At 71.1% G+C, this 23,887-nt stretch carries 21 protein-coding genes and 1 tRNA gene; 10 read left to right on the top strand and 12 right to left on the bottom strand.

Annotated features, from left to right (window positions below; all coding sequences use genetic code 11):
- The first annotated feature begins 27 nt into the window (after positions 1-27).
- Positions 28-933 (top strand): NAD(+) diphosphatase, encoded by a 906-nt coding sequence (nudC, locus tag ACTU3I_RS15175; protein WP_442926550.1) that lies wholly within the window; start codon positions 28-30, stop codon positions 931-933.
- Positions 930-2,675, top strand: a complete 1,746-nt coding sequence (locus ACTU3I_RS15170; protein WP_442926549.1) for an ATP-dependent helicase — start codon at positions 930-932, stop codon at positions 2,673-2,675. The genes nudC and ACTU3I_RS15170 overlap by 4 nt, the downstream gene beginning before the upstream one ends.
- A gap of 755 nt (positions 2,676-3,430) precedes the next feature.
- Here ACTU3I_RS15170 and ACTU3I_RS15165 read toward each other — a convergent pair.
- Entirely contained in the window at positions 3,431-4,822 is a 1,392-nt protein-coding gene (locus tag ACTU3I_RS15165) for a zinc-dependent metalloprotease (protein WP_442926548.1), read from the bottom strand.
- A gap of 130 nt (positions 4,823-4,952) precedes the next feature.
- On the opposite strand from ACTU3I_RS15165, the gene ACTU3I_RS15160 reads away from it, so the two are divergent.
- Together ACTU3I_RS15160 and ACTU3I_RS15155 are read left to right on the top strand one after the other, a co-directional pair.
- Positions 4,953-6,077: a YlbL family protein gene (locus ACTU3I_RS15160; protein ID WP_442926547.1), complete on the top strand. Its 1,125-nt coding sequence runs from the start codon at positions 4,953-4,955 to the stop codon at positions 6,075-6,077.
- A gap of 59 nt (positions 6,078-6,136) precedes the next feature.
- Entirely contained in the window at positions 6,137-9,049 is a 2,913-nt protein-coding gene (locus ACTU3I_RS15155; RefSeq protein ID WP_442926546.1) for a UPF0182 family membrane protein, read from the top strand.
- A 12-nt stretch (positions 9,050-9,061) separates the two neighbouring features.
- On the opposite strand, the gene ACTU3I_RS15150 is transcribed toward ACTU3I_RS15155, so the two are convergent.
- Genes ACTU3I_RS15150 through idi form a run of 7 tightly spaced genes read right to left on the bottom strand, consistent with a single transcriptional unit; the run spans position 9,062 to position 14,613 of the window.
- Positions 9,062-9,952, bottom strand: coding sequence for a prenyltransferase (locus tag ACTU3I_RS15150; RefSeq protein WP_442926545.1), 891 nt, complete (start codon positions 9,950-9,952; stop codon positions 9,062-9,064).
- On the bottom strand, positions 9,949-10,257 hold the full coding sequence (locus ACTU3I_RS15145) for a lycopene cyclase domain-containing protein (RefSeq protein WP_442926544.1): 309 nt from the start codon (positions 10,255-10,257) through the stop codon (positions 9,949-9,951). The genes ACTU3I_RS15150 and ACTU3I_RS15145 overlap by 4 nt, the downstream gene beginning before the upstream one ends.
- Positions 10,254-10,583, bottom strand: coding sequence for a lycopene cyclase domain-containing protein (locus ACTU3I_RS15140; RefSeq protein ID WP_442926543.1), 330 nt, complete (start codon positions 10,581-10,583; stop codon positions 10,254-10,256). The genes ACTU3I_RS15145 and ACTU3I_RS15140 overlap by 4 nt, the downstream gene beginning before the upstream one ends.
- Before the next feature lies 1 nt (position 10,584).
- A complete protein-coding gene (gene crtI / locus ACTU3I_RS15135) occupies positions 10,585-12,135 on the bottom strand; it encodes a phytoene desaturase family protein (protein WP_442926542.1) in 1,551 nt (516 codons plus the stop codon).
- Positions 12,132-13,001 (bottom strand): phytoene/squalene synthase family protein, encoded by an 870-nt coding sequence (locus ACTU3I_RS15130; protein WP_442926541.1) that lies wholly within the window; start codon positions 12,999-13,001, stop codon positions 12,132-12,134. Before ACTU3I_RS15130 ends, crtI begins: the two co-directional genes overlap by 4 nt.
- A complete protein-coding gene (locus ACTU3I_RS15125) occupies positions 12,998-14,065 on the bottom strand; it encodes a polyprenyl synthetase family protein (RefSeq protein WP_442926540.1) in 1,068 nt (355 codons plus the stop codon). The genes ACTU3I_RS15130 and ACTU3I_RS15125 overlap by 4 nt, the downstream gene beginning before the upstream one ends.
- Positions 14,062-14,613: an isopentenyl-diphosphate Delta-isomerase gene (idi, locus tag ACTU3I_RS15120; RefSeq protein WP_442926539.1), complete on the bottom strand. Its 552-nt coding sequence runs from the start codon at positions 14,611-14,613 to the stop codon at positions 14,062-14,064. The genes ACTU3I_RS15125 and idi overlap by 4 nt, the downstream gene beginning before the upstream one ends.
- A 71-nt stretch (positions 14,614-14,684) precedes the next feature.
- Here idi and ACTU3I_RS15115 point away from each other — a divergent pair, with 71 nt between their 5' ends.
- A complete protein-coding gene (locus ACTU3I_RS15115; protein WP_442926538.1) occupies positions 14,685-15,155 on the top strand; it encodes a MarR family winged helix-turn-helix transcriptional regulator in 471 nt (156 codons plus the stop codon).
- A gap of 4 nt (positions 15,156-15,159) precedes the next feature.
- On the opposite strand, the gene ACTU3I_RS15110 is transcribed toward ACTU3I_RS15115, so the two are convergent.
- Positions 15,160-15,621, bottom strand: coding sequence for a hypothetical protein (locus tag ACTU3I_RS15110; protein ID WP_442926537.1), 462 nt, complete (start codon positions 15,619-15,621; stop codon positions 15,160-15,162).
- Positions 15,622-15,717: 96 nt separating this feature from the next.
- Positions 15,718-15,791, bottom strand: a tRNA-Met gene (locus ACTU3I_RS15105).
- 96 nt (positions 15,792-15,887) lie between these two features.
- Between ACTU3I_RS15105 and ACTU3I_RS15100 the strand changes: the two genes are divergently transcribed.
- Both ACTU3I_RS15100 and ACTU3I_RS15095 read left to right on the top strand, forming a co-directional pair.
- The gene (locus tag ACTU3I_RS15100; RefSeq protein ID WP_442926536.1) at positions 15,888-16,403 is read left to right on the top strand and encodes a DUF6328 family protein; all 516 of its coding nucleotides are present in this window, start codon (positions 15,888-15,890) and stop codon (positions 16,401-16,403) included.
- Complete coding sequence (locus ACTU3I_RS15095) at positions 16,400-17,206, top strand: carbon-nitrogen hydrolase family protein (protein WP_442926535.1); 807 nt, start codon at positions 16,400-16,402, stop codon at positions 17,204-17,206. Before ACTU3I_RS15100 ends, ACTU3I_RS15095 begins: the two co-directional genes overlap by 4 nt.
- Here the strand turns inward: ACTU3I_RS15095 and ACTU3I_RS15090 are convergent, their stop codons facing one another.
- Positions 17,207-18,409: an aminotransferase class I/II-fold pyridoxal phosphate-dependent enzyme gene (locus ACTU3I_RS15090; protein WP_442926534.1), complete on the bottom strand. Its 1,203-nt coding sequence runs from the start codon at positions 18,407-18,409 to the stop codon at positions 17,207-17,209.
- 98 nt (positions 18,410-18,507) lie between these two features.
- On the opposite strand from ACTU3I_RS15090, the gene ACTU3I_RS15085 reads away from it, so the two are divergent.
- Genes ACTU3I_RS15085 through ACTU3I_RS15075 form a run of 3 tightly spaced genes read left to right on the top strand, consistent with a single transcriptional unit; the run spans position 18,508 to position 22,751 of the window.
- Entirely contained in the window at positions 18,508-20,007 is a 1,500-nt protein-coding gene (locus ACTU3I_RS15085) for a S1C family serine protease (RefSeq protein ID WP_442926533.1), read from the top strand.
- A 39-nt stretch (positions 20,008-20,046) separates the two neighbouring features.
- Positions 20,047-21,291 carry a CDP-glycerol glycerophosphotransferase family protein gene (locus tag ACTU3I_RS15080; RefSeq protein ID WP_442926532.1) on the top strand — a complete coding sequence of 415 codons (1,245 nt, stop codon included), beginning with the start codon at positions 20,047-20,049 and terminating at the stop codon, positions 21,289-21,291.
- The gene (locus ACTU3I_RS15075) at positions 21,288-22,751 is read left to right on the top strand and encodes a CDP-glycerol glycerophosphotransferase family protein (RefSeq protein ID WP_442926531.1); all 1,464 of its coding nucleotides are present in this window, start codon (positions 21,288-21,290) and stop codon (positions 22,749-22,751) included. Before ACTU3I_RS15080 ends, ACTU3I_RS15075 begins: the two co-directional genes overlap by 4 nt.
- 3 nt (positions 22,752-22,754) lie before the next feature.
- On the opposite strand, the gene ACTU3I_RS15070 is transcribed toward ACTU3I_RS15075, so the two are convergent.
- A complete protein-coding gene (locus tag ACTU3I_RS15070) occupies positions 22,755-23,849 on the bottom strand; it encodes a glycosyltransferase family 2 protein (RefSeq protein ID WP_442926530.1) in 1,095 nt (364 codons plus the stop codon).
- Between the last annotated feature and the right edge of the window lie 38 nt (positions 23,850-23,887).

The raw sequence follows: 23,887 nt of genomic DNA, 5'->3' as shown, positions 1-23,887 counted from the left end.
GCGCCACGCCTGTGAGAGAGGTACTCGATGACGGCTCCCGCGGCGGCCTCCGTCCCTCCTTCCCTGGGCCCGGTCGACCGGTCCCCGACCGAGCGGATGGGTGAGGACCTGATCACCCGCGCGGCCGCCGAGCCACGAACTGTCGTGCTCGTCGTGCGCGGGGACGCGACGCCGCTGGTGAGCGGCGGGCTCGTCGGGTATCCGGTTCCCGAGGTCCCGGACGACGCCGAATACGCCTTCCTCGGGCGACGCCCCGACGGCTCGGCGATCCTGCTCGCGGCCTTCCCGCCCGACCGTGAGGACCCGGTGCCCGCAGAGGCGTGGGGGATCCTCCGCACGATCGGAGGCGATCTGCCCCCCGAGGACGCCGGGCTCCTGGTGACCGCCGTCGCACTGGGCCGGTGGTTGGTGGACGCGCCCTACTGCCCTGCCTGCGGGACGCGCATGCGCGTGCACCACGCCGGCTGGGCCCGGTCCTGTCCGAACTGCGGGCGCGAGCACTTTCCGCGCACCGATCCTGCCGTCATCGTCGCCGTGACCCGCGCCGATGACCCCGACCTGCTGCTGCTGGGCTCGAACGCCCTGTGGGGTCCCGACCGGTACTCGTGCTTCGCAGGCTTCGCCGAGGCGGGCGAATCGCTCGAGGACGCCGTCGTCCGGGAGGTCAGGGAGGAGGCGGGGGTCACGGTCACCGACCTGCGCTACCGCGGCTCGCAGGGGTGGCCCTACCCGCGGTCCCTCATGCTCGGGTTCACGGCCGTGGCGATCTCCGCCGATCTCGCCGAGGCCGACGGCGAGGAGATCCTCGAGGTGCGCTGGTTCACGCGCGCCGAGATCGGCGCAGCTTTGGAGGGACGCAGCGATCTGCAGCTGCCGGGGCCGGCCTCGATCGCCTCGCGTCTCATCCGCGGGTGGTACGAGGGAGCGGCGTGAGCGCCCTCGACGGGCTCGACGACTCCCAGCGCGCCGCCGCGTCGGCGCTGCGCGGCCCGGTGTGCGTCCTGGCCGGCGCCGGGACGGGGAAGACCCGCGTGATCACGCACCGGATCGCGCACGGCGTCGACACCGGCGCATACTCGCCCGGACGCGTGATGGCGGTGACCTTCACGGCGAAGGCCGCGGGCGAGATGCGGGGGCGGCTGCGCGCGCTCGGCGTCGAGGGCGTGGCGGCCCGCACGTTCCACGCCACGGCGCTGGCGCAGCTGAACTACTTCTGGCCGACGGTGGCGGGCGACTCGGCGCCGAGCATCGTCGACAACAAGGTGAAGCTCCTGGCTCATGCGGCCGACGGCCTCCGGCTGTCGCTGGACACTCCGACCCTCCGCGACGTCGCGTCGGGGATCGAGTGGCGGAAGGTCACCCTCCGCAGCATCGACGCGTACGCGCGCGACCGGCCCACGGGGATCGGTCGCCTCGACGTTCAGCAGATCGCAGACCTGCAGCGTGCATACGAGAAACTGAAGGACGAGCGGCGCCAGATGGACTTCGAGGACGTCCTCCTCGCGTGCGCCGGGATGCTGGAAGCCGAGCCGCAGGTGACCCAGCAGGTGCGCGAGCAGTACCGCCACTTCACCGTCGACGAGTTCCAGGACGTCTCCCCGCTGCAGGAGCGCCTGCTGCGGCTGTGGCTCGGAGACCGCCGGGACCTGTGCGTCGTCGGAGACGCCAGTCAGACGATCTACTCCTTCGCGGGTGCCGACGCGCGTTTCCTCCTCGAGTTCGAGCGCACCTTCGAGGATGCGCAGGTGTTCCGCCTGCAGACGAACTACCGCTCGGCGGGTGCGGTCCTCGACGTCGCCAACGCCCTGATGCGGGGGCGCCCCGGCGCGCTCGAACTCGCTCCGGCCCGAACCGACGCCACCGCTGTGACACCGGTCGTGCGGTCCTTCGACGACGACGAGGCCGAGGCCGCGGGCGTCGCCGCCTCGATCGCATCCGCCGTTGCGTCGGGGGTCTCCCCTTCCGAGATCGCCGTGCTGTACCGATCCCACGCGCAGTCCGCGCTGCTTCTGAACGCGCTCTCCCGGGCCGGCATCGCCGCCGCCGTCCTCGGTGGGCGACGATTCTTCGACCAGCCCGAGATCCGTCAGGCCGTGCTGGCGCTGCGGGCGGCCACGGTCGCCCCTCTGGAGACCGATTTCCTGACGACGGTACGGGACGTGCTCCGCTCCCTGGGTCTGACAGACGAGCCGCCTCCCGCGGGAGGCGCCCTCCGCGACGCGTGGGAGACCCGCGCGGCGCTGCTGCGCCTGGCGGAGGATGCCCCGGCGCAGGCGACGCTGCGGACCTTCACCGACGACCTCCTGGCGCGCGCGAAGGATCAGCACGAGCCGAAGACGCGCACCGTGACACTCTCGACGTTGCACGCGGCGAAGGGCCTGGAGTGGCCCCACGTGCACATGGTCGGGATGAGCGAGGGGCTTCTTCCCATCTCGTACGCGACCCGATTCGAAGACGTCGACGAGGAGCGCCGGCTGGCCTACGTGGGAATCACGCGGGCCGGGCGAACGCTGTCGGTGAGCTGGTCTCGGGGACGCGGGCGGACGGAGCGGGCTCCGTCCCGGTTCCTCCGAGAGATCGGCAACCGCAGTCTGCGTGAGGCGGATGCGTCCGCCACACCCGGTGCGGGTCGTTCGCGTTCAGTCGCACCGAGCGGTTCGGGGCCGGGTCGCTGAGCAGCTGAGCTGCCGCGCGTGCCGCTTCCACCGCGAAGTCGAGGTCGACGGCACACGCCCGGCCGAGGAGCTGACTCGCCACCGTCGGCCACGCCGCGTCGGCATCGCGCGCGAAGGCCGCGTCGCAGGCCAGGCACGAGGTCTCTCCGGGGCGCACCAGCGGACCGATGCGCGCACCGGCGTCATCGAACACGATCGGCAGGTGGGGGAGATCCGCTGCGACGAGCGCGGCGGCGCGCGCGGGCTCGACCAGGTGCGCGGCGAGCAGCACGACGATGCGCCCGCGCCGCGCCTGCTGTGCGGTGTCTTCGGGCCATCGTGCGATCTCAACATCGGCGCCGGCTCGTCTCATCGCTCGAGCGGCGGTGGCGACGAGGGAAGGCTCGACGCGACGTGTGGCCTGCAGCAGCACGCGGACGGGGGCGGTCGGCTTGGCGAGGACCGGCTGCAGATCCGCCAGGAGCGCGTCGGCCTCGGCGGGCCGGATGCGCCGTGACGTCAGGAGCGCGGCGAACTCCAGGTCGGACACCCCGCCGGTCAGATCATGCAGGAGCTGTAGCTCCCACGGCTGCGGGTCTTCCAGACGCGCGACGTCGGCGACACCGAACTGCAGCGTAGTGGCGTCGCGCCACAGCGGGGGATGGGCGGGGTCCAGGCGCAGCATGGCCCGATTGTCGCGCGCACCGCCGCGCGCCGTGGCCCATTCTCCACACCCCACCGCCGCTGGTGGGTCATCGCGGCGGTGGGGAGGAGGGTCACACCGGTCGGGGGTCCTCTCCGGATGCGTCACCGTCGCCGTCGCCGTGGACGGGCGGCTGCTGCCCGCTCTCCTCAGCCAGCAGCTGGGCCAGAGCGTCGTCCATCTCGTCCTGCGCGGGTGCCTCGCCGCGCGCCTGCGCGGTCAGACGTGCGACCAGCGCCGCGGGATCGTCGATGTCCTCGGCCGTCGGCATGAGGTCGGGGTAGTCCCACAGCGCATCCCGCGCCTGCACGCCCACCGCGTCGGTCACCGCGCGCCACATCGCTGCGGCCTCGCGCATCCGCCGGGGGCGCAGTTCGAGCCCGACCAGGGACCCGAGGGCCTGTTCCGCGGGGCCGCCCACGGCGCGCCGGCGTCGCACGGCCTCGGCGATCCGCTCGGCCGAGGGCAGGCGCGAGGTCGCCGCCTCGGTGACCACGTCCACCCAGCCCTCGATGGTGGCGAGCAGATTCTCCAGGCGCGTGAGCGCGGCGGTCTGCTCTTCGGAGCGGGCGGGAAGCAGTGCCCCGCTCTCCAGTGCTCGCCGCAGCTCCTCCGGCTCCGAGGGATCGAAGCGGGAGGCGAGTTCTTCCAGGGCATCGGTGTCGACGTGGATGCCGGCCGCGAAATCGCGGACCTGGGCGATGACGTGCAGCCGCAGCCATCGGGCGTGGCGGAAGAGCCGCGCGTGCGCGAGCTCGCGGGTTGCAAGGTACAGCGCGAGCTGATCGTCCGGGATCTCCAGGTCGCGCCCGAAGTCGGCGAAGTTCTGCGGCAGGATCGCCGCGTCACCGGCGGGCATCACCGGGATGCCGACGTCACCGCCGCTGACGACCTCCGTCGAGAGACGACCGACCACGTGGCCCAGCTGCGTGGCGAAGAGCGATCCGCCCACGGTGCGCATGATGCGTCCCGCGCCGGCGATCATCTCCTGCATGTCCTCGGGGGCCTGCGCACGGAGGGCGGAGGTGAGCGCGTCGGCGATGCTCGTGGCGACCGGCTCCGCCAGCTCTTGCCACACCGGCATCGTCGCCTCCACCCAGGCGCCCCGCGTGAGCGCGCGCGCGGGGGCGGGGAGCTCGGAGATCGTGGTCGCCTCACTCAGCCACAGGGTGGCCAGCGTCACCGCCTGATCGAGGTCGGTGCGCTGCCCGTCGGTCACGCCGCGGTCGCTCTGGTTGGCGATGTGCAGCGCCTGACGTTGGGCGAGGTCCCACGCGATGCCGTCGTCCGACCCAGAGAAAGCCCCTTGGAGGTGTCGCATCATCGTCTGCATGGTCGCCGGGTCGATGGGCATGCCCGACAGCCGCGAGAGCTGTTCGGGGTCGATCGCGCCGCTCTCACCCGAGAGCATCCGGCGCAGCAGCTCTTGGAACTCCTCCTCGGGACTCCGGTCGTCGTCTGCCACTTCAGCCGCCTTTCAGCCCCGTTCGGGACGTGCGATCTACGCTAGTCGCACGCATTCCTCGCACTTCCCGGCAGGACCTCTCGTCCCTTACGCCGGTCGCGAACGACCAGGCGAAGAAGAAAGGTCCCTCGTGGCGCTGTTCGACGAGAACACGACGGTTGCGCCGGCACCCCGTCGCCGGTGGAGCCGAGGCACGGTGTTCGGGCTGTGGGCGCTCGCCGTCGCACTCGTGGCGCTCCTCGTCATGACGTTCCTGCCGACGGCCTACGTCATCCAGCAGCCCGGGCCCGTCTACAACACCCTCGGCACCGCGCAGAACGCCGACGGCGAGGAGGTGCCCCTCATCTCCGTCGACGACGCCGAGACCTTCGCCCCCGAGGGGGCGCTGGACCTCCTGACCGTGCAGGTGGTCGGCAACCCCGATCGTCGGCCGTCGTGGTTCGAGTTGGCGCAGGCCTGGTTCGACCCCTCGCGCGCCGTGTTGCCGATCGACCGGGTCTTCCCGCCCGGTCAGACCACCGAGCAGCGCAACGAGGAGAACGCCGCCCTCATGGTGGACTCGCAGCAGGAGGCAACGGCGGCAGCGCTCACCGAGCTCGGGTACGAGCTGTCTCCGGCCATCACCGTGCATTCGCTCCTGGACGATTCGGCGGCGGAGGGCATCCTCGAGCCGGACGACGTCCTGCTGGCCGTCGACGGGGAGCCCGTGAGCGAGGCGCAGCAGGTCCGCGACGCCGTGGCGGCCGCGGAGGACGACCCCGTCGTCTTCACGATCCAGCGCGACGGCGAGGAGCGGCAGGTGTCGGTCACGCCGCGAGAGGTGGAGACCGCCGAGGGGCCGGAGTGGCTCGTCGGCGTCGCCCTCATCGCCGACTACGACTTCCCCGTCGACGTGACGATCCAGCTCGACAACGTGGGGGGTCCGAGCGCGGGGATGATGTTCGCGCTGGGGATCATCGACGTGCTGACACCCGGCGACCTCACCGGCGACCGGCGATTCGCGGGCACCGGCACCATCGACGCCGAGGGGACGGTCGGACCCATCGGAGGCATCCGCCAGAAGCTGTACGGTGCGCAGCGTGCCGGGGCGGAGTTCTTCCTCGCGCCGCAGGCCAACTGCAACGAGGTCGTCGGGCATGTGCCCGACGGACTGCAGGTCTTCGCCATCGTCGATCTCGACGACGCGCTCTCGGTGCTCGAGGCGGTCCGCGGCGGAGACGACCTGGGCGCTCTGCCCACCTGCACGGCGGGCTGACGCATTCCGCATATGGCATCCACGGCTTACCCCCAGACCGCGCTGCCTAGGATGGAGGGGTGACCACGACGTCTGCGCCGAAACCGGCCACGCCCCACCGTTCCCGACGCATCATCGCGATCACGCTGGCGATCATCGCGGTGCTCGTGGTCGCGTTCTTCGTCTTCGCCAACCTTTACGCCGACTGGCTCTGGTACGCGCAGCTCGACTTCACCTCGGTGCTGACCACGCAGTGGATCGCGCGAGTGATGATGTTCGCCATCGGATTCCTCGCCATGGCGATCCCGGTGTGGGTGACGATCCAGCTCGCCTACCGGCTCCGTCCGGTCTACGCGCGACTGAGCTCGCAGCTCGATCGGTATCAGGAGGTCGTCGAGCCGCTGCGCCGACTGGCCATGTGGGGCATCCCCATCTTCTTCGGATTCTTCGCCGGCTTCGCGGCATCCGCGCAGTGGGAGACCACCTGGCTGTGGTTCAACGGCGTGGCCACCGACCAGACCGACCCGCAGTTCGGACTGGATACCGGCTTCTACCTGTTCGCGATGCCGTTCTACGGCGCCGTGCTGGGCTTCGTGTCGGCGGTGGTGCTGGTGTGCCTTCTGCTGACCGCGCTCGTGGCGTACCTGTACGGATCGGTGCGCGTCGGTCAGCGGGAGCTGCGGATCTCCAAGGCGGCGCGCATCCAGCTGGCGGTGCTGGCCGGCGTGTATCTGCTGGTGCAGGGTGCGAGCCTCTTCCTCGACCGCTACCGCACGCTCGTCGAGGCGGGGGAGCGCATCACCGGTCCGGGATACACGGGCGTCAACGCCGTCATCCCGGGTCAGACGATCCTGGCCATCATCGCGGTGCTGGTCGCGCTTCTCTTCTTCGTGACCGCCGTCATCGGCCGCTGGCGGTACCCGCTGATCGCGACCGCCCTGCTCGTCGTCTCGGCGATCGTGCTCGGAATCGGATACCCGTGGGTGGTGACGACCTTCCAGGTGCGCCCCAACACGCTGCAGCTGGAGAGCGAGTACTACCAGCGCAACATCGACGGGACCAAGGACGCCTACGGCATCGCCGATCTCGAGAAGGAGGACTTCACCGCCGAGACCACCGCCGAAGCGGGTCAGCTGCGGGCGGATGCGGCCACCACGGCGCAGATCCGGATCATGGACCCGGCGATCATCGGCCCGACCGTGCGCCAGCTCGAGCAGTACCGCGCCTACTACCAGTTCCCCGATGTCCTCGACGTCGACCGCTACGACATCGACGGTCAGTCGCAGGACACCATCGTGGCGGTGCGTGAGCTGAACATGGGCCAGCTGTCCGATGCCGGCACCTGGCAGAACACCACGCTCGTCTACACCCACGGCTACGGCATGGTGGCCGCGGCGGGCAACGAGCGCACCAGCGACGGGGATCCGGTCTTCCTCGAGCAGGCGATCCCCGCCACCGGATTCCTGTCCGAGCGCGACTTCGAGCCGCGCGTCTACTTCGGCGAATACTCGCCCGACTACTCGATCGTCGGCGCGCCGGAGGGCACGGAGCCCATCGAGCTGGACTATCCGATCGGCAGCGACGGGGGCAGCGACACCCGCACGACCTTCACCGGCGACGGCGGGCCGAGCGTGGGCAACGCCTTCAGCCGGCTCATCTACGCCCTGAAGTTCCAGTCCGAGCAGATCCTGTTCTCGGACGCCGTCAACGAGGACTCGCAGATCCTCTACGACCGCGATCCCATCACGCGCGTGGAGAAGGTCGCCCCGTACCTGACGCTGGACAGCGACCCCTACCCGACAGTGGTCGACGGACGCATCAAGTGGGTCGTCGACGGCTACACCACGAGCGCCAACTACCCGTACTCGCGCGGCGTCAGCCTGTCGCAGGCCATCACCGACTCGACCAACCCCGCCCCGCGGTACGCCCTCGATCAGATCAACTACATCCGCAACTCCGTGAAGGCGACAGTCGACGCGTACGACGGCAGCGTGACGCTGTACGCCTGGGACGACCAGGACCCGGTGCTGCAGGCGTGGCAGAACATCTATCCGTCGACGCTCGAGCCGTACAGCGAGATGTCGGCGGAGCTCATGAGTCACGTCCGTTACCCCACCGACCTGTTCAAGGTGCAGCGCGCGATGCTGGGTGTCTACCACGTCGATGACGCTCGCTCCTTCATCCAGCGCGACAATGCGTGGGCGACGCCCGATGACCCGCAGAGCAGCGAGCGACTGCAGCCGCCGTACTACCTGACGATGCAGATGCCGGGCCAGGAGGCGCCGACGTACTCGATGTTCACGACGTTCATCCCGTCGTCGCAGGGCAACAGCCGCAACGTGCTGACGGGGTATCTGGCGGTCGATTCCAACGCGGGAGCCGAGGAGGGCGTGAAGAGCCCCGACTACGGCAAGCTCCGCATGCTCGTGATCGACTCCGCCACAACGGTGCCGGGGCCCGGACAGGTGCAGAACACGTTCGACTCCGACACGGCCGTGTCGAGCCAGATCAACATCCTGCAACAGGGGCAGTCGGAGGTGCTCAACGGCAACCTGCTGACCTTGCCGGTCGGTGGCGGACTGCTTTACGTGCAGCCCGTGTTCGTGCAGTCCTCCGGCGGCACGCAGCTGCCGCAGCTGAGGCGCGTGCTGGTCGCGTTCGGTGACCAGATCGCCTTCGAGGACACGCTCAACGAGGCCCTCGACGTGTTGTTCGGCGGCGACTCCGGCGCCGACACCGGCGACGGCGAGGTGATCCCGGAGGACCCGGATCAGCAGCCCACCGAACCGACCGACCCCGGCACGGAGCCCGAGACGCCGGATGTGCCCGTCGGTGAGTACGAGGCCGCCCTGCAGGAGGCGCGGCAGGCGCTGCTGGACCGGCAGGCCGCCCTGCAGGCGGGCGACTTCGCCGCCTTCGGCGAGGCTGACGCACGCCTCACCGCGGCGGTGGAGCGACTGCTGGCCCTCGAGGACGACGCCGCGCAGGGCTGATACCCGAGCCGCTCAGGGCGTTCGCAGCGCCTCCCAGATGAGCAACACGGTGGCGCCGAATCCGGCCAACTGGTTCACCCAGAGGAATCGGCGCCACCCGGTCGTGGCCCGATCTGCGGTGTCATCGGTCACGTTGCGGTACGGCCAGACGACGGCGAGGTAGGGGACGACCAGGAGGGCGGCCAGCGGCCCCGGCCACGCGGTCACGAGCATCGCGAGGCCGGCCGCGGCGTAGCATCCGAGGGCGAACCGCACCGTCCACCGTGCGCTTCGAGCCGTCGCGATGGACGCGATCCCCGCCGCACGGTCGGCGGCGACATCCTGCACCGCCCCGAAGGCATGAGAGGCGATGCCCCACAACGCGAACGCGCCCACGATGACGCCCAGCTGCCACGTCCACGTCGCCCCCGCCAGGACGAGGCCGTATACCGCGGGAGAGAAGAAGTGGATGCTGCTGGTGACGGAGTCGGCGAACGGCCGCTCCTTGAGCCGAAGCGGCGGCGCCGAGTAGAACACGACGAAGAAGAGGCTTGCGGCGAGCACGAGCCACGACAGCGGCGATCCCAGGAGAACGAGCGCGACGACGAACGGCGCGCACGTGAGGGCCGCCGCCCACAGCGTCACGCGATGCATCCGGCGATCGAGCACCGCCCCGTGGGCGCCGCCCTTCCGCGGATTGCGGAGGTCGGACTCGTAATCGAACACGTCGTTGATCCCGTACATCGCCAGGTTGTACGGGATGAGGAAGAAGATCGTGCCGAGGATCAGGGTCAGATCGACGTGCCGCGTCGTCAGGATGTACGCCGCCGCGAACGGGTAGGCGGTGTTGATCCAGCTGACGGGACGCGACGATACGAACAGCTCCCGCACGACCGCGGAGGGGGACAGGGCGGGAGTGCTCATGCGGTTCGCCGCGGTCGGTGCACGAGGGCGAAGACCGCCGGCACACCGAAGGCCGCACACAGCGGATAGGCGAAGTCCTCGACGGGCGCGAGACCGATGCGAAGGCCGGAGAGATGCTCGGGCGGGTACGTGAACAGATCGGCGGCGATCATGAGGTTGTCGAAGACGGCGGTGAGGAGAAGCAGGACCACGGCCGCGCCCGCGGACGCGATCAGGCGGCGCCGGATGCCCGGCCGCAGCGCCGACACCGCTGTGACCGCGGCGGTCGCGGCGAGGAACGGCAGGACGATGAGCGCGTAGGTCATTCGGTGGCCTCTCGCCGCGCGACCACCCTGCGGTCCACGCCCGCCCACGCCACCAGGGCGAGGTAGGACAGGAACGCCAGGAACACCGGTTCTTCCAGCGGAAGGTGAGGCGCCAGATCGACGCCGAGCAGCAACGGGCTCGCCCCCTTCACGAAGACGCTGGTGACGATGCCGGCGGCGTCCCAGATCAGGAAGAACGCCGTGCCGATCGCGACGGCGACCAGCGTGGCCCACGGTGCGCGCTTCGCGATGAGCCCGAGCCGGAGGTCGAGGGTCAGCGTTCCCGCGAAGGAGACAGCGAGCGCCAGCAGGTAGAGACCCGGCACCTCACACCGCCGTGCGCGCCGGCTCGGCGACCGGCCCCGCCGAGGCGTCCCCTCGCAGACGCTTCAGCACGAGCTCCGCCGAGATGAGACACATGGGCAGACCGATCCCCGGGAGTGCGGAGGTGCCGGCGTAGAAGAGGCCCTCGACGCGGCGGGAGGCGTTCCGCGGCCGGAAGACGGCGCTCTGGCGAAGGGTGTGGGAGAGGCCGAGCGCGTTGCCGCGCCAGGAGTTCAAGTCGTCCGCGAAGTCGCCCGGCGCGATGGTGCGCCGCACCACGATCCGCTCGGCGAGGTCGGGGATGCCCGCCCACGCGGAGATCTGGGCGATCACCTCGTCGGCCGCCGCCTCGATCGCGGCGTCCCCGGCACCGTCCACCCCGCCGTGCCCCAGACCGGGATCGGCGGGCACGGGCACGAGCACGAACAGGTTCTCCATGCCGGCGGGGGCCACCGTGTCATCGGTCGCGCTCGGGCGGCAGACGTACAGGGACGCGGGGGAGGGGATGCGCGCGTCGCGTCCGAAGATGGCCTCGAAGTTCTCCCGCCACTGCGAGGCGAACAGCAGCGAGTGGTGCGCGAGCTCGGGCAGCCGGCCTCGCACGCCGAGGAGGACGAGGAGCGCACCGGGACTCGGCGTCCGCGAGCGCCACCACTTCTCGGGGTAGGTGCGGTCGGCGGCATCCGCGAGCAGCGTCGTCTCGGTGTGGTGCAGATCGGCAGTGGACACCACGAGGTCGGCGGGGATCACCTCGCCGCCGGTCAGACGCACCCCGCGCGTGCGCCCGCCCTCGACGAGGATCGTCTCGACGGGCGCGGATGTGCGGATGCGCGCCCCCCGCTCCGCGGCGAGGCGCGCGATCGCCGCGATGATCGAGGTGAAGCCGCCGCGGGGGTAGAGCACGCCGTCGTCGAGATCGAGATGGCTCATGAGGTGGTAGAGGCTCGGGACGCCGTACGGCGAGCCTCCCAGGAACACCGCGGGATACTCGAGGATCTGCCGCAGCCGAGGATCCGAGAAGCGCGGTTCGACGTAGCCGGCGAGGCTGCGCATGAGAAGCGGCAGCAGCCGGGGCATCCGCCGCAGGAGCGCCGGGTCGCGAAGGCCCGCGGTCGTGAGGTACGGATCGTAGAGGAACCGGGTCACGGCCAGCTGGTACGCGTCCGCGGCCGAGTCGAGGTAGGCGTCGAGGCGGGCTCCCGCTCCCGGCTCGACGCCGTCGAAGAGGGCGGTCGCCTCCTGGCGTCCCGACGTGACGTCCAGCGGGGCGGTCCCCTCTCCCGAGAACACGCGGTACGCCGGCCGCAACGGCACGAGATCCAGCTCCTCGGCCGCGCTCGTGCCCAGGAGCGCGAAGAAGTGGTCGAAGACCTCGGGCATCAGGTACCAGCTCGGGCCGGTGTCGAAGCGGAAGCCGTCGGACTCCCAGGAGCCCGCGCGTCCACCCAGGTCGTCACGAGCCTCGCACACCGTGACGTCGTGTCCCTCGGAGGCCAGCAGGGCCGCGGTGGCGAGCCCCGCGATCCCGCCTCCGACGACGACGACGCCGGTCACCGGATGCTCCGTCTGGGCCGGGACGTGATCACGGCGCGAGCGGCGATGGCGGCCTTCACCGGGTCGGGCACGCGGACCCGTCGCTGACGGGTCGACGTGCGGCGCAAGCGCCGCGACAGTTCCGCGAAGAGATCGTGCGCGGTGCTGACGGCGCGCCGGCAGTCGGCGGGGAGACGGGGAATCGCCGCGGCGGCGACGGCGAGATCCGCATCGATGCGATCGAGGACCTCGACCCGCCGGCTCCCCTCGACCGCGCCGCCGAGGTAGTCCCGCCCGAGCCGGCCGGCGTCGTCGTCGAGATCGCGGAGGAAGTTGACATCTTGGAACGCCGCGCCCAGCCGCCGGGCGCCCTCGACGAGCTCCGGGGATGCGGGAGCCGGGCGCGCGGCCCCGGCGTTGACGAACGCCTGCAAGCACATCAGGCCCACGACCTCGGCCGACCCGTACACGTACGCGTCGTGCGATCGGGCGTCGTGCCGCGCGGTGTCGATGTCGGTGCGCATCGAGGCGAAGAACGGCGCGATGAGGTCTTCGCCGATCCCGCACTCGCGCGCGGTTCCGGCGAACGCGTGCACGATCAGGTTGGCGCTGAAGCCCCGCTCGATCGCCGCCGACGTCTCGCGCTCCAGCGCGTCCAGCACCTCACGCTCGCGGTCGGGGCTGAGGCCGGCGTCGGCCGCCGGTCCGTCGACCACCTCGTCAGCGACCCGGACCAGGGCGTAGATGTTGCGGACGTGCGGTCGCGGCCGAGGGCCCAGAAGCCGGCAGGCGAGACCGAAAGACGTGGAGTAGCCGGAGATCACCGCCGCGGCCGCGTCGCGAGCGGTGCGGTCGTAGAGCTCCAGGCCGGTCGGTGTACGGCTCACGGGATCCTCGCCTGCACGGCATCGACGAGGTCGAGGAGCATGGCGCGTGCGGCATCCGGTAGCAGCGAGTCGAGAACGAGCCCGCGCGCCTCCGCCAGTGTCTCGTGCACGAGGCGCTCCAACCGCTCGCGCGCGCCGGAGGCTGCCAGCGCGTGCTGCGCTGCACGCACCGCCACCGGGCCCGTTCGCGCCCGGGCGAGGGCGTCGCTCACTTCGGGCCAGCGGTCGCTCTCCCGTGCCAGAGCGATGAGAGGGGTGCGCTTGGCCTCGCGCAGATCGCCGCCCTCGCCGCGTCCGGCGACGTCGGCTGCGCCGAATGCCCCGATGAGGTCGTCGACGAGCTGGAAGGCGAGACCGAGCTGCCCGCCCACGCGCGAGAGCGTGGTGCGGGTCGTCCCGGGTGCGCCGGCGAGGAGAGCCCCCGCGACCAGGGGTGCCGAGAACGAGTAGACCGCCGTCTTGTTGGCGGTGGCGACGAGGATGGCATCGGAGGCGACGCCGTGCTCGGCGGCGACGGCGTTCTCGACGTCTGCCAGCTCCCCGGCGGCGGAGACCACGACGGCGTCGTCGACGAGGGCGAGGAGATCCGCCCGCGTCTCGGCGGGCACGTCTGCCAGCGCGACGAGACGGATGGCCTCGTGCAGGAGCAGGTCTCCGGCGAGGATCGCCGCCGCGTCGCCGAGGAGCGCGGCACCCTTCTCGTCGGCCCCGAGTGTGCGGCCCCGCACGCGGAACTCCCCCCCGACGTTGGGGACGCCACGGCGTTCGATGTCGTGGTCGATGACGTCGTCGTGCACGACGAACGCGGTGTGGAGCAATTCGAAGGCCGCGGCGACCGGATAGACGGCTCCCGCGTCGCGGGATCCGCCCAGCGACTCGTAGGCGGCCACCACGAGGGTCGGTCGGAAGCGTTTGCCGCCCTCCGCGGCATGGTGGATCGCGGCCCCGAGGGCGGTCGCGGACGCGTCGAGCTGCCCCATCCGCGTCCGGATCCGCGTCAGCGCCTCGCCGATGGCGCGGTCGATGGCCTCGCGCGTCGCCGGGGCCGTGGCCACCGTGATCATGAGGCGCGTCGACGGGCCCGGGGCGCGCCGAAGAGGCGGAGCTGCTCCGCCTGGAGGACCAGCCAGGGGCTGAACGCCCATGGCGTCGCATCCAGTGCGGTCGCGAGATCGACGGGGTCGACCCACTCCGCGTCGACGACTTCGAGCGGGTTGAGCTCGGGCTCCTGGGACGTGCGGGCGGTGTAGACGGGGCAGATCTCGTGCTCCACGATGCCGTTGACATCGGTGGCACGGTAACGGAACAGGGGGAGGGCCAGCTGCAGGTCGTCGAGCTCGAGCCCGAGTTCGTGGGACGCGCGTCGACGGACGGCGGAGATCACCGGCTCGGCCGGCCGCGGGTGCCCGCAGAACGAGTTCGTCCAGACGCCCGGCCAGGTCGTCTTGCCCAGCGCCCGGCGTGTCACGAGCACCTGACCGTCGCCGTTGACGACGTGGCACGAGAATGCCAGGTGCAGAGCGGTGTCGGTTCCGTGCACACTGCTCTTGGGGGCAGTCCCGATCTCCCGGCCGTCGTCGTCCAGGAGAACGACATATTCGGTCTCGATCACTGCGCCTCCTATTTGCTAGTTTAGCTAGCGATTGTCCAAGACTATACAAGTGAGGGGAGGGAGTGTCCACGGTGACTCACCCGGTCGTCCGACCCGACATCTCCAGGCCCGCCGTCACGGATGCGCTGCGCGCGGTCCGGGCGTTCAGCGACGCGATGGATCGCATGAACGGCGGCATGAAGGACGACATGGACATGAACTCCACCGATCTGGCCGCCCTCCGGATGCTGATCGTGCGCGAGCAGCGGGGCGAATCGGTGAGTCCGCACGACATGGCGCGGCACCTGCGCATCTCGACGGCGTCGACGACGAAGCTGCTGGACCGCCTCACCGCCTCCGGGCACGTGGAGCGTCGCCCGCATCCGCATGACCGCCGCGCGCGTGTGGTCGTGCTGACCGAGCACTCCCGCCGCGAGTTCTACCGGTACTTCGGGGCCCATCTGGCCGCGATGAGCGCGGTGGCCGACACCTACTCCGACGAGGAGCTGCGGGCCATCGCGCGCTTCATCGGAGAGCTGGCCGAAGCCGTCGATCCTGGCTGAGAGGTCAGCGATCCGTACCGCCGCGCACGGCTCGCGCGATGATCGATGCCGCGGGGATGTGCCCGGCGGCCAGTATCGCGGCCGCGCCGGCCACCCACGGGTTCGCCAGCAGCGCCGCCCCCGAAGCGAAGGCGACGACGGGGAGGATCGCCATCGGCACGGGGACGCGCCACCACGGCGCATAGAGCGTCTCGCTCCGCCGACCCCGGCGCAGATAACGCGCCCAGAGTGCGTAATACGCCACGACAGCGGCCGCGGTGGGGACGGACCAGCCCCACGACGGCCGGCCGCCGACGGTGATCGCGGGCACGACGAGGCACAGGGCCTGACCGGCGCGTTCCAGAACGCCGAGCGGCCAGGCCGGTCGCACCGGAGGGAGGGGTCGGCGCGGGGGAGCCACGACGAGGATGAGGTTGGGCGCGAGCACGGCCAGGGAGATCGCGAGACCGAGCGGCGAGAACCCCACATCCGAAGGTTACCGGCCGCAGGGCGCCGGACCCGGGACGACCGGCACAACGAGGGAACGGCGCCCCTGGGCGGGACGCCGTTCCTTCGTTTTTCGTTGCGGGGACAGGATTTGAACCTGCGACCTCTGGGTTATGAGCCCAGCGAGCTACCGAGCTGCTCCACCCCGCGGCACAAGAAGAAAGCCTAGCACGGATCCGAGGAGGTCGCCTCTCACGGCAGGTGCCCCGTTGCTCCGGAAGCCTCGCCACCGGGAGGATGTGCACCATGAGCTCCACACGCGACGCCGGCCCGCGCGACGACCAGGCCGACGGCCGGGACGAGTCGCCGGCCGAACGAGCCGACCGCAACTGGAACGAGGTGCTGCAGGAGCTGAGGGTGCTGCAGACCGGCACTCAGATCCTCACGGGCTTTCTGCTGGCTCTGGCCTTCCAGCCCGCTTTCGCGGACCTCGACGGCACCCAACGGGTGCTCTATCTGTGCCTGGTCGTGCTCTCGGCGCTGAGCGCGACAGTGGCGCTGGCTCCTGTCGCGCTGCATCGCCTGGTCTTCCGGCGCCGCGCCAAGGCCTCCGTCGTCCGGTACGGCCACTGGGCCCTCATCACGGCGCTGGGAACGGTGGCGCTCCTGCTCGCGGGGGTCGTGGCGTTCGTGTTCGACGTCGTGCTCGACTGGACCGCCGCGGCGGTGGCTGCCGGCTCGCTCGGCGCGCTGATTCTCGTACTGTGGATCGTGGTGCCGGTGGCGATCCGGCTGCAGCGCGGGGAAGGGCGGGACGTATGACGGCGGAGACGATCGGCGTCGCCGTCGCGCAGTTCGCGCCGACGACCTCGCCCGAGACGAACCTCGAGGTCATCGGCGACCTCACGGCGCGGGCTGCATCGCGTGGCGCGCGCGTGGTGCTGTTTCCGGAGTACTCGAGCTATTTCATCGATCCCTTCGACGCCTCCCTCGCCGAGCACGCGCAGGACGTCGTCGGCCCGTTCACGGACGGTCTCCGGCGCCTGGCTGACGCGCACGACGTCACGATCGCCGCGGGACTGCTCGAGCGGGGCGACGACGTCGCGCGCGTGCGCAACACCGTCGTGGCCGTCGATCGCGGCGGCGTCGTCGCCACCTACCGCAAGCTCCACCTGTACGACGCGTTCGGGCAGCGGGAGTCGGACTGGGTGCAGGCCGGCGAGATCGCCGCGCCCGAGACTTTCGTCGTCGGCGGACTGCGGTTCGCGCTGATGACCTGCTACGACCTGCGTTTCCCGGAGGTGGCTCGCACCCTCGCGGATGCGGGCGCCGAGGTCGTGCTCGTCGCCGCGGAATGGGTGCGAGGCCCGCTGAAGGAACATCACTGGCGCACCCTCCTCCAGGCCCGCGCGATCGAGAACACGCTGTTCGTCGCCGCGGCCGATCATCCGCCGCCGCTCGGGGTGGGGCACTCGCTCCTCGTCGACCCGCAGGGCGTCGTCACGGCCGCGGTGGGGACGGGCACCGACGTGGCCGTCGCCCATCTCGATCCCGAGGCGATCGGGCGGGTCCGACGGGTCAACCCGGCTCTGAAGCTGCGGCGTTACCGCGTCGAGCCGATCTGATCAGCTCGAAAGGGCGGCGAGACGCGTCACGGCCTCTTCGAGCACGTCGGTGCGCTTGCACGCCGCGAACCGCACGAGCGTGCGGTACTGCTCCCGGTGCGCCGGCGTGACGAAGGCGCTGAAGGGGACGCCGACGACCCCGGCGCGATCGGGCAGTGCGCGGCAGAATTCGGTCGCGTCCGCAGCGCCGACGCCGGCGGCATCGGCGACCGTGAAGTATGAGCCGGCCGGGACGGGGACGTCGAACCCGGCCTCGCGCAGACCCCGACCGAGAAGATCGCGTTTCTCCCGCAATGTCTGCGCGATCCCCGCGTAGAAGTCGTCGGGCAGGCGCAGCGCGGTGGCGATGGCGGGCTGGAACGGGCTGCCGTTGACGTAGGTCAGGAACTGTTTGACCGACAGCGCGACCGAGACCAGGTCGGCGGGGCCGGAGAGCCATCCGATCTTCCACCCGGTGACGGAGAACGTCTTGCCGGCAGAGGAGATCGAGAGTGTGCGCTCCCACGCGCCCGGCAACGTCGCGATGGGCACGTGCGGCTCGTCGAAGACGAGATGCTCGTACACCTCGTCGGTGACGATGATCGCCTCGTGCCGCGTCGCCAGCTCGACGATCGTGTCCCGCACCTCGGCGGTGAACACCGAGCCGGTGGGGTTGTGCGGATCGTTCACCAGGATCACGCGCGTGCGGTCGGTGACGGCCGCGGCGAGCTCGTCGAGGTCAGGCTGGAACGCGGGCCAGCGCAGCGGCACGGGGACGAGCCGCGCTCCGGCCAGCGCGACGACGGCCGCATAGGAGTCGTAGAACGGCTCGAACACCACCACCTCGTCGTCGGGTCCGTCGATGAGGGCGAGCAGCGCGGCGGCGAGAGCCTCGGTGGCTCCGGCGGTGACGACGATGTCGCGGTGCGGATCGAGGTGCAGCCCGTAGAACCGTCGCTGGTGCTCGGCGATGGCCGTGAGAAGGTCGGCGAAACCCCGCCCCGGCGGATACTGATTGACGCCGTGCGAGATCGCGTCGCGGGCGGCTTCGAGCATGACGGCAGGGCCGTCTTCATCCGGGAAGCCCTGCCCCAGATTGACCGCGCCGGTTTTCGCCGCAAGGGCGCTCATCTCGGCGAAGATGGTAGGAGTGGCGGTGCCATCGGACGCCCGCAAGCCGGCACCTTCGGCGGCGCGGCGCCAGGCGCCGGGAATCTCTCGCATCCCCCTCACGCTAGTCGCATAGACGGATCCCATTTCCCCCATAGATAACCCACAGCAACCGGAGCCACGCTGGATCTCGCTTGGCAGAAGGAGCACTCATGAGCGACAACGCGGGCGATCGCCCCGAAGACCAGGTCCCGGCGCCTCAGGCGCAGGACACCCCGACCGAGAACATCGCCGGCACCGAGCAGGCCGCCCCGACGCCTCAGGCTCCGCCTCTCGGCTGGCAGGCGCCGCGTCCGCCCTACCCGGGGCCCGTCCCGCAGGGCACCTACGGGGTTCCGCCGCGTCAGGCGTATGCCGGCCACTCCGCAGGCGCGGCTTTCGGACCGTCAGCGACGGCGAGTCACCCGACGCAGCCCACGCTGCCGCTCTCATCCGAGACGACGACGACGCCGCCCCGCCGCTCCGGCGCCGGCAAGGTCGTCGGTCTGATCGTCGCCGCCGCACTGGTGGGCGGGGCGGCAGGCCTCGGGGGCGCGTACGCCGGGGTGAGCCTGTGGGGAGGGTCGGAATCCGGTCCCGTCGCGGGTCCGCAGACCGTCACCGTGAACAACACCGACGACGTCACGGCCACGACGGCGATCGCGGCGAAGGTGGTCCCGAGCGTCGTGACGATCAGCGCATCCAGCGACGGGGGAGGAGGAACCGGCTCCGGAGTGATCCTCAGCGAGGACGGGTACGTCGTCACGAACACCCACGTGGTCACGCTCGACGGGCAGACCGGCGACGCGACCATCACGGCGACCACCTCGGATGGTCGCGTCTTCGACGCCGAGATCATCGGCACCGATCCGATTTACGACCTCGCGGTCATCAAGCTCACGGATGCCTCGGACCTCACGCCGATCGAGTTCGCCGACTCCGACGAGTTGAACGTCGGCGACGGGACGGTGGCCGTGGGCGCGCCGCTCGGTCTCTCCAACACGGTCACGACAGGGATCGTGAGCGCGCTGAACCGGTCCATCCAGGTGGCCTCTTCGGCGGCGCCCGACGAGACCGAAGAAGACCAGCCGCCCCAGGGCGAGAGCCAGGAGAGCCCCTTCTTCTTCGACTTCGGACAGGGCCAGCCCTCGCAGGGATCGGGGGAATCGATCGCGATCTCGGTCATCCAGACGGACGCGGCGATCAACCCCGGCAACTCCGGCGGCGCGCTGGTCGACTCCGACGGTCACCTCATCGGCATCAATGTGGCGATCGCGTCGGCGGGCGGCTCCTCGGGCGGCCAGGCCGGCAACATCGGCGTCGGCTTCGCGATCCCGTCCGCGGTCGCGGAGCGCGTCGCGCAGGAGATCATCGACAGCGGCTCGGCGACGCACGGCCTGCTGGGCGCCTCCGTGCAGCCGGCTTCGGCGGTGGAGGATGCGGAGATCGCCGGTGCGTACATCGCGGAGGTCGTCTCGGGCGGCGCGGCCGAGCAGGCCGGTCTGCAGGAGGGTGACATCGTGACGGGCTTCGACGGCAAGCCGATCACCGACTCGATCGACCTCACCGCCCAGGTGCGCGCTCTGGCGGCCGGCGCCAGCGCGGAGCTGACCTTCGTCCGCGGCGGCGAGTCGCGGACGGTGGACGTGACCCTCGGCGAGCTGGGCGCGTAGCTCCGGATTCCCGGCGCCACCCCGCGATAGAGTCGCGGGGTGGCGCCATTTTCCTTCGGCGCGGGAAATGCGCGGAAGATCCTGAGCATCCCGCTCTATGCCTTCGGCCGGCTCGCCACCGCCGTCATCCCCCGCACGCAGGACCTGTGGGTGTTCGGATGCGCGGTAGGGATCGCCGATGGCGCCCTCGCCCTCTGGCGGCAGGCGGCCGCGGATCGGGTGAAGGCGGTGTGGCTCGTCGCCTCCGACGCCGAGGCTCGGGAGGCGGAGGCGTACGGTATCCCGCACGCCCGCAAGACGGGTCTGCGCGGCTTCTGGCTGACGGCGCGAGCGCGAGTCGTCGTCGTCACGCACGGGTTCGGGGATGTCAACCGCTACGGGGTGACCGGGGCGTTCATCGTGCAGTTGTGGCACGGCATCCCGCTCAAGCGGATCGGGCTGGATTCCCCCGAGACCGTGCGAAGCGGAATCCTGCCGGGGTCCGGCCTCATCCGCGCGTTCCTCCGGGGCGCGTACGCGCGCACGACCGCGCGCATCCGGTTCCTGCCGGCGGCCTCGCACCTCATCCGGGGGCGGCTGGAGTCCGCATTCGGTCTCCCCTCGACGCGGGTGCACGTCACCGGCGAGCCTCGCGTGGACGTGCTGTCCCAAGGAACGCCCGCCGGGCGCAGCGCGCTCGCGCGGGAGGGCATCGAACGCGCGACGGGACCGCTTCCCGTGGGTGCCAGAACCGTGCTGTACGCACCCACCTGGCGTGATGGAGCGCCCGATCCGGCGATCCCGTCGGCACAGGAGTGGCGCACGATCCTCGCGGTGCTCGAGCACCGCAACGCCGTCCTCCTCGTGCGGTCCCATCCGCTGGGGGCGGGGGAGTACCAGCCGCCGGTCCCGTCTGATCGTGTTCGCGGACTCGGCAGTGCCCGGGTCGCCGACGTCACCCCGCTCCTCCCCGGTGTGGACGTGCTCGTCACCGACTACTCGTCGCTGGCGTTCGACGCCGGGCTGGTACCGCTGCCGGTGCTGTATTTCGCACCTGACCTGGAGGAATACCGCGCGCGGCGCGGCATGTACGGGCGGTATGCCGACGTGGCGGGCGACGACGCCGCCGTGTCGTGGGCGACGGTGTGCGAGCAGCTGGACGCGGTCCTGGCGGACCCGGCGGAGCGGACGGCGCGATCGTTCGCTCTGAGCGAACGTGTTCATGCGTACCGCGACGGGCGCAATACCGAGAGAGTGTACGAAGCGATCCGCGCCGCGCTGCGTGGTTCGAGAGGAGTCGCATGACCGAGGTCCGTTTCTTCGTCGCCGACGACGGTCTCGCGACAGCCGAGGTCTCCGGCACGGGCCTCCGGCCGGCTGCGGTGAGCCTCGTCGGCCGCCGCGCCCGCGTCGAGGCCCGCCTCACGGGGCGCGGCCGCACGTGGCGTGCGGTCCTTCCTCTTCGGGCCTCCCGCTGGGGCGGTCCGTCGCTTCCCCTCCCGGTGGGAGCATACGAACTGCGTATCGACCCCGCCGAGGGGACGGATGCGGAACGCCCCGACGGAACCGTCCCCGTCACTCAGCTCGGCACCCTCCGGGCCGAGTGGGACGGTGAGCGCGTGCTGATCGGACCGCCGATCGATCCGGCGTACGACTCCGGCGAGGGGCAGGACGCCCTGGAGCGCCGGTACGCCGCGGGTCGCGAGGAACTCGAGAACGCGGTGTTCTTCGAGAGCTTCTACGGTCGTAACGTCAGCGACAACCCGCTGGCGATCGATCGCGAGCTGGCGCGTCGCGCGCCCGACGTCGTGCGTTACTGGAGTGTGGTCGATCTGTCGGTGCAGGTGCCCGACGGTGCGGTCCCGGTGGTCGAGGGAAGCCCGGAGTGGTGGCGCGCGCGGGGGGCTTCGCGGCTCCTCGTCGTGAACGACTGGATGCGGCGCCGCTTCGCCCGTCGGCCCGGGCAGGTGGTGCTGCAGACCTGGCACGGCACGCCGCTCAAGCGCCTGGCGCTGCATCGCCCGGGGTTCGACCCGCGCCGCGCGGCCGCGGTGATCAAGGAGTCGCGGCGCTGGGACGTGCTGTTGGCTCAGAACGCCTACGCGGAGCGGATCCTCCGCAAGGCCTACGCGTTCTTCCGACGTCCGATCTGGGTCGAGGGGCATCCGCGCAACGACTCGCTCCATACCGACGACGGTGCGGCGACCCGACGTACGCTCGGCGTCGCGCCCGGCGAGCGGGTGCTCCTCTACGCGCCGACATGGCGGGACGACCGGGACGAGATCGTCGATTTCGTCGATCCGGCGGCCCTCGCCCGGGATCTCGACGCCGTCGTCCTGGTGCGCGGCCACTCGCGCACCCTCCTGCCGGGCAAGGATGCGGCCGGGGCGCGGGTCATAGACGTCACGGGGTTCCCCGACACCGGTCGTCTCCTCGCCGCCGCTGACGCACTCATCACCGATTACTCGTCGGTGATGTTCGATTTCAGCGTCACCGGAAAGCCGATGTACTTCCTCGTCCCCGACATCGAGCACTACCGCGGCGAGTTGCGCGGCTTCTACTTCGATCTGGCCGATGCCGCGCCGGGCCCGCTGGTGCGATCGCAGGCCGAGCTGGTGGACGCGGTGCGGGCTGCCGATGCCGACGCGTACGCCGATCGCTACGCTCGATGGCGGCGGCTGTTCAACGCTTTGGACGATGGTCACGCCGCGGAGCGCGTGGTGGCGCGGATCCTCGATCAGGGGTACGTGCGCGGACCGGAGTGACGCTCACGGCAGCGGCGTGTTGCGCCCTCCCAGGCGAGAGGTGTCGACGGTGTCGCGCGCGCGGGTGACGAGCCCGGCCAGGAATCCCGACCCCCATGCGACGTGCATCGTGGGCAGGACGGCGACCGTCCAGAGCTTGTCGCGCCACCCTTTGCCGCCGCCTCGACCCGCGGCGACCGCCGCCACGAGGACCGCGTAAGCGGCGACGGGTGCGTACACGATGCTCGCCATCAGCGCCCAGACGCCGGTGAGCACGCGGGTGACCTGCAGCGCGGCGACGACGACCGCGAGCGCCGCGATGGCGACGAGCGCCGGCGGAGCGAAGAATCGGAGCGAGTTGCGGCGCCCGTAGCGGCGCACCAGCTCGCCGCGCCAGGCACCGGTCGCACGGAACTGCCGCGCCAGGCGGACCCAGCTCTCGCGCGGCCAGTACACGACCGACAGCTGCGGGTCGAACCACACGCGGTAGCCGGCGCGTCGGATGCGGAGGTTCAGCTCCCAGTCCTCGCCGCGGCGGATCGTCTCGTCGAAGTAGCCGACCTCTTCGAGCACCGCGCGGCGCATCACGCCGAGATAGGCCGATTCCGCCTCGCCCTCCCGGGTGCCGCCGTGGTACGCCCCGCCGCCCAGGCCGATCGGGGAGTTGTACGCGCGGGCGACGGCGCGCTGGAAGGGCGTGCGCCCGTCGGCCCGCATCACCCCGCCCACGTTCGCGGCGCGGACGCGGGCGAGGGTCGCCAGCGCCCGACGCGTGTAGTCCGGGGACAGCTCCGAATGGGCATCGACCCGCACGATGGTCGGATGGGAGCCGGCGCGGATCGCGCGATTGAGCCCGACGGGGATGTCTGCGGCGGGATTGTCGACGAGGCGGATGCGGTCGTCCGAGGCCGCGAGGTCCCGCGCGATGTCATCGGTGCGGTCGGAGGAGGGGCCGAGTGCCAGGACGAGCTCGACGGGACCCGGCACGTCCTGGGCCAGGACGGTCTCGACCGCGCGACGCAGGTACGCCTCCTCGTTCAGCACCGGCATCACGAAGGTAACGCCGGCGTCGTCCGGGGGGACCGGCGCGTCTTTGCGGGTCCGGTCGACGACGTGCATCCGTCGATCATGTCATGGCCCGCTGGGTAGGCTGGAAG

It is taken from the genome of Microbacterium sp. RD1, assembly GCF_052220165.1.
Lineage (GTDB): Bacteria > Actinomycetota > Actinomycetes > Actinomycetales > Microbacteriaceae > Microbacterium.
The sequence above is the reverse complement of the archived record's forward strand: the minus strand, read 5'-3'. Positions and strand labels throughout refer to the sequence as shown.

Excerpts from the sequence above, each read along its gene's own strand:
- nudC (WP_442926550.1), top strand. The coding sequence starts at position 28 with ATGACGGCTCCCGCGGCGGCCTCCGTCCCTCCTTCCCTGGGCCCGGTC.
- ACTU3I_RS15150 (WP_442926545.1), bottom strand. The coding sequence starts at position 9,952 with ATGAGCACTCCCGCCCTGTCCCCCTCCGCGGTCGTGCGGGAGCTGTTC.
- ACTU3I_RS15145 (WP_442926544.1), bottom strand. The coding sequence starts at position 10,257 with ATGACCTACGCGCTCATCGTCCTGCCGTTCCTCGCCGCGACCGCCGCG.
- ACTU3I_RS15125 (WP_442926540.1), bottom strand. The coding sequence starts at position 14,065 with ATGATCACGGTGGCCACGGCCCCGGCGACGCGCGAGGCCATCGACCGC.
- ACTU3I_RS15100 (WP_442926536.1), top strand. The coding sequence starts at position 15,888 with ATGAGCTCCACACGCGACGCCGGCCCGCGCGACGACCAGGCCGACGGC.
- ACTU3I_RS15095 (WP_442926535.1), top strand. The coding sequence starts at position 16,400 with ATGACGGCGGAGACGATCGGCGTCGCCGTCGCGCAGTTCGCGCCGACG.
- ACTU3I_RS15090 (WP_442926534.1), bottom strand. The coding sequence starts at position 18,409 with ATGCGAGAGATTCCCGGCGCCTGGCGCCGCGCCGCCGAAGGTGCCGGC.
- ACTU3I_RS15085 (WP_442926533.1), top strand. The coding sequence starts at position 18,508 with ATGAGCGACAACGCGGGCGATCGCCCCGAAGACCAGGTCCCGGCGCCT.
- ACTU3I_RS15075 (WP_442926531.1), top strand. The coding sequence starts at position 21,288 with ATGACCGAGGTCCGTTTCTTCGTCGCCGACGACGGTCTCGCGACAGCC.
- ACTU3I_RS15070 (WP_442926530.1), bottom strand. The coding sequence starts at position 23,849 with ATGCACGTCGTCGACCGGACCCGCAAAGACGCGCCGGTCCCCCCGGAC.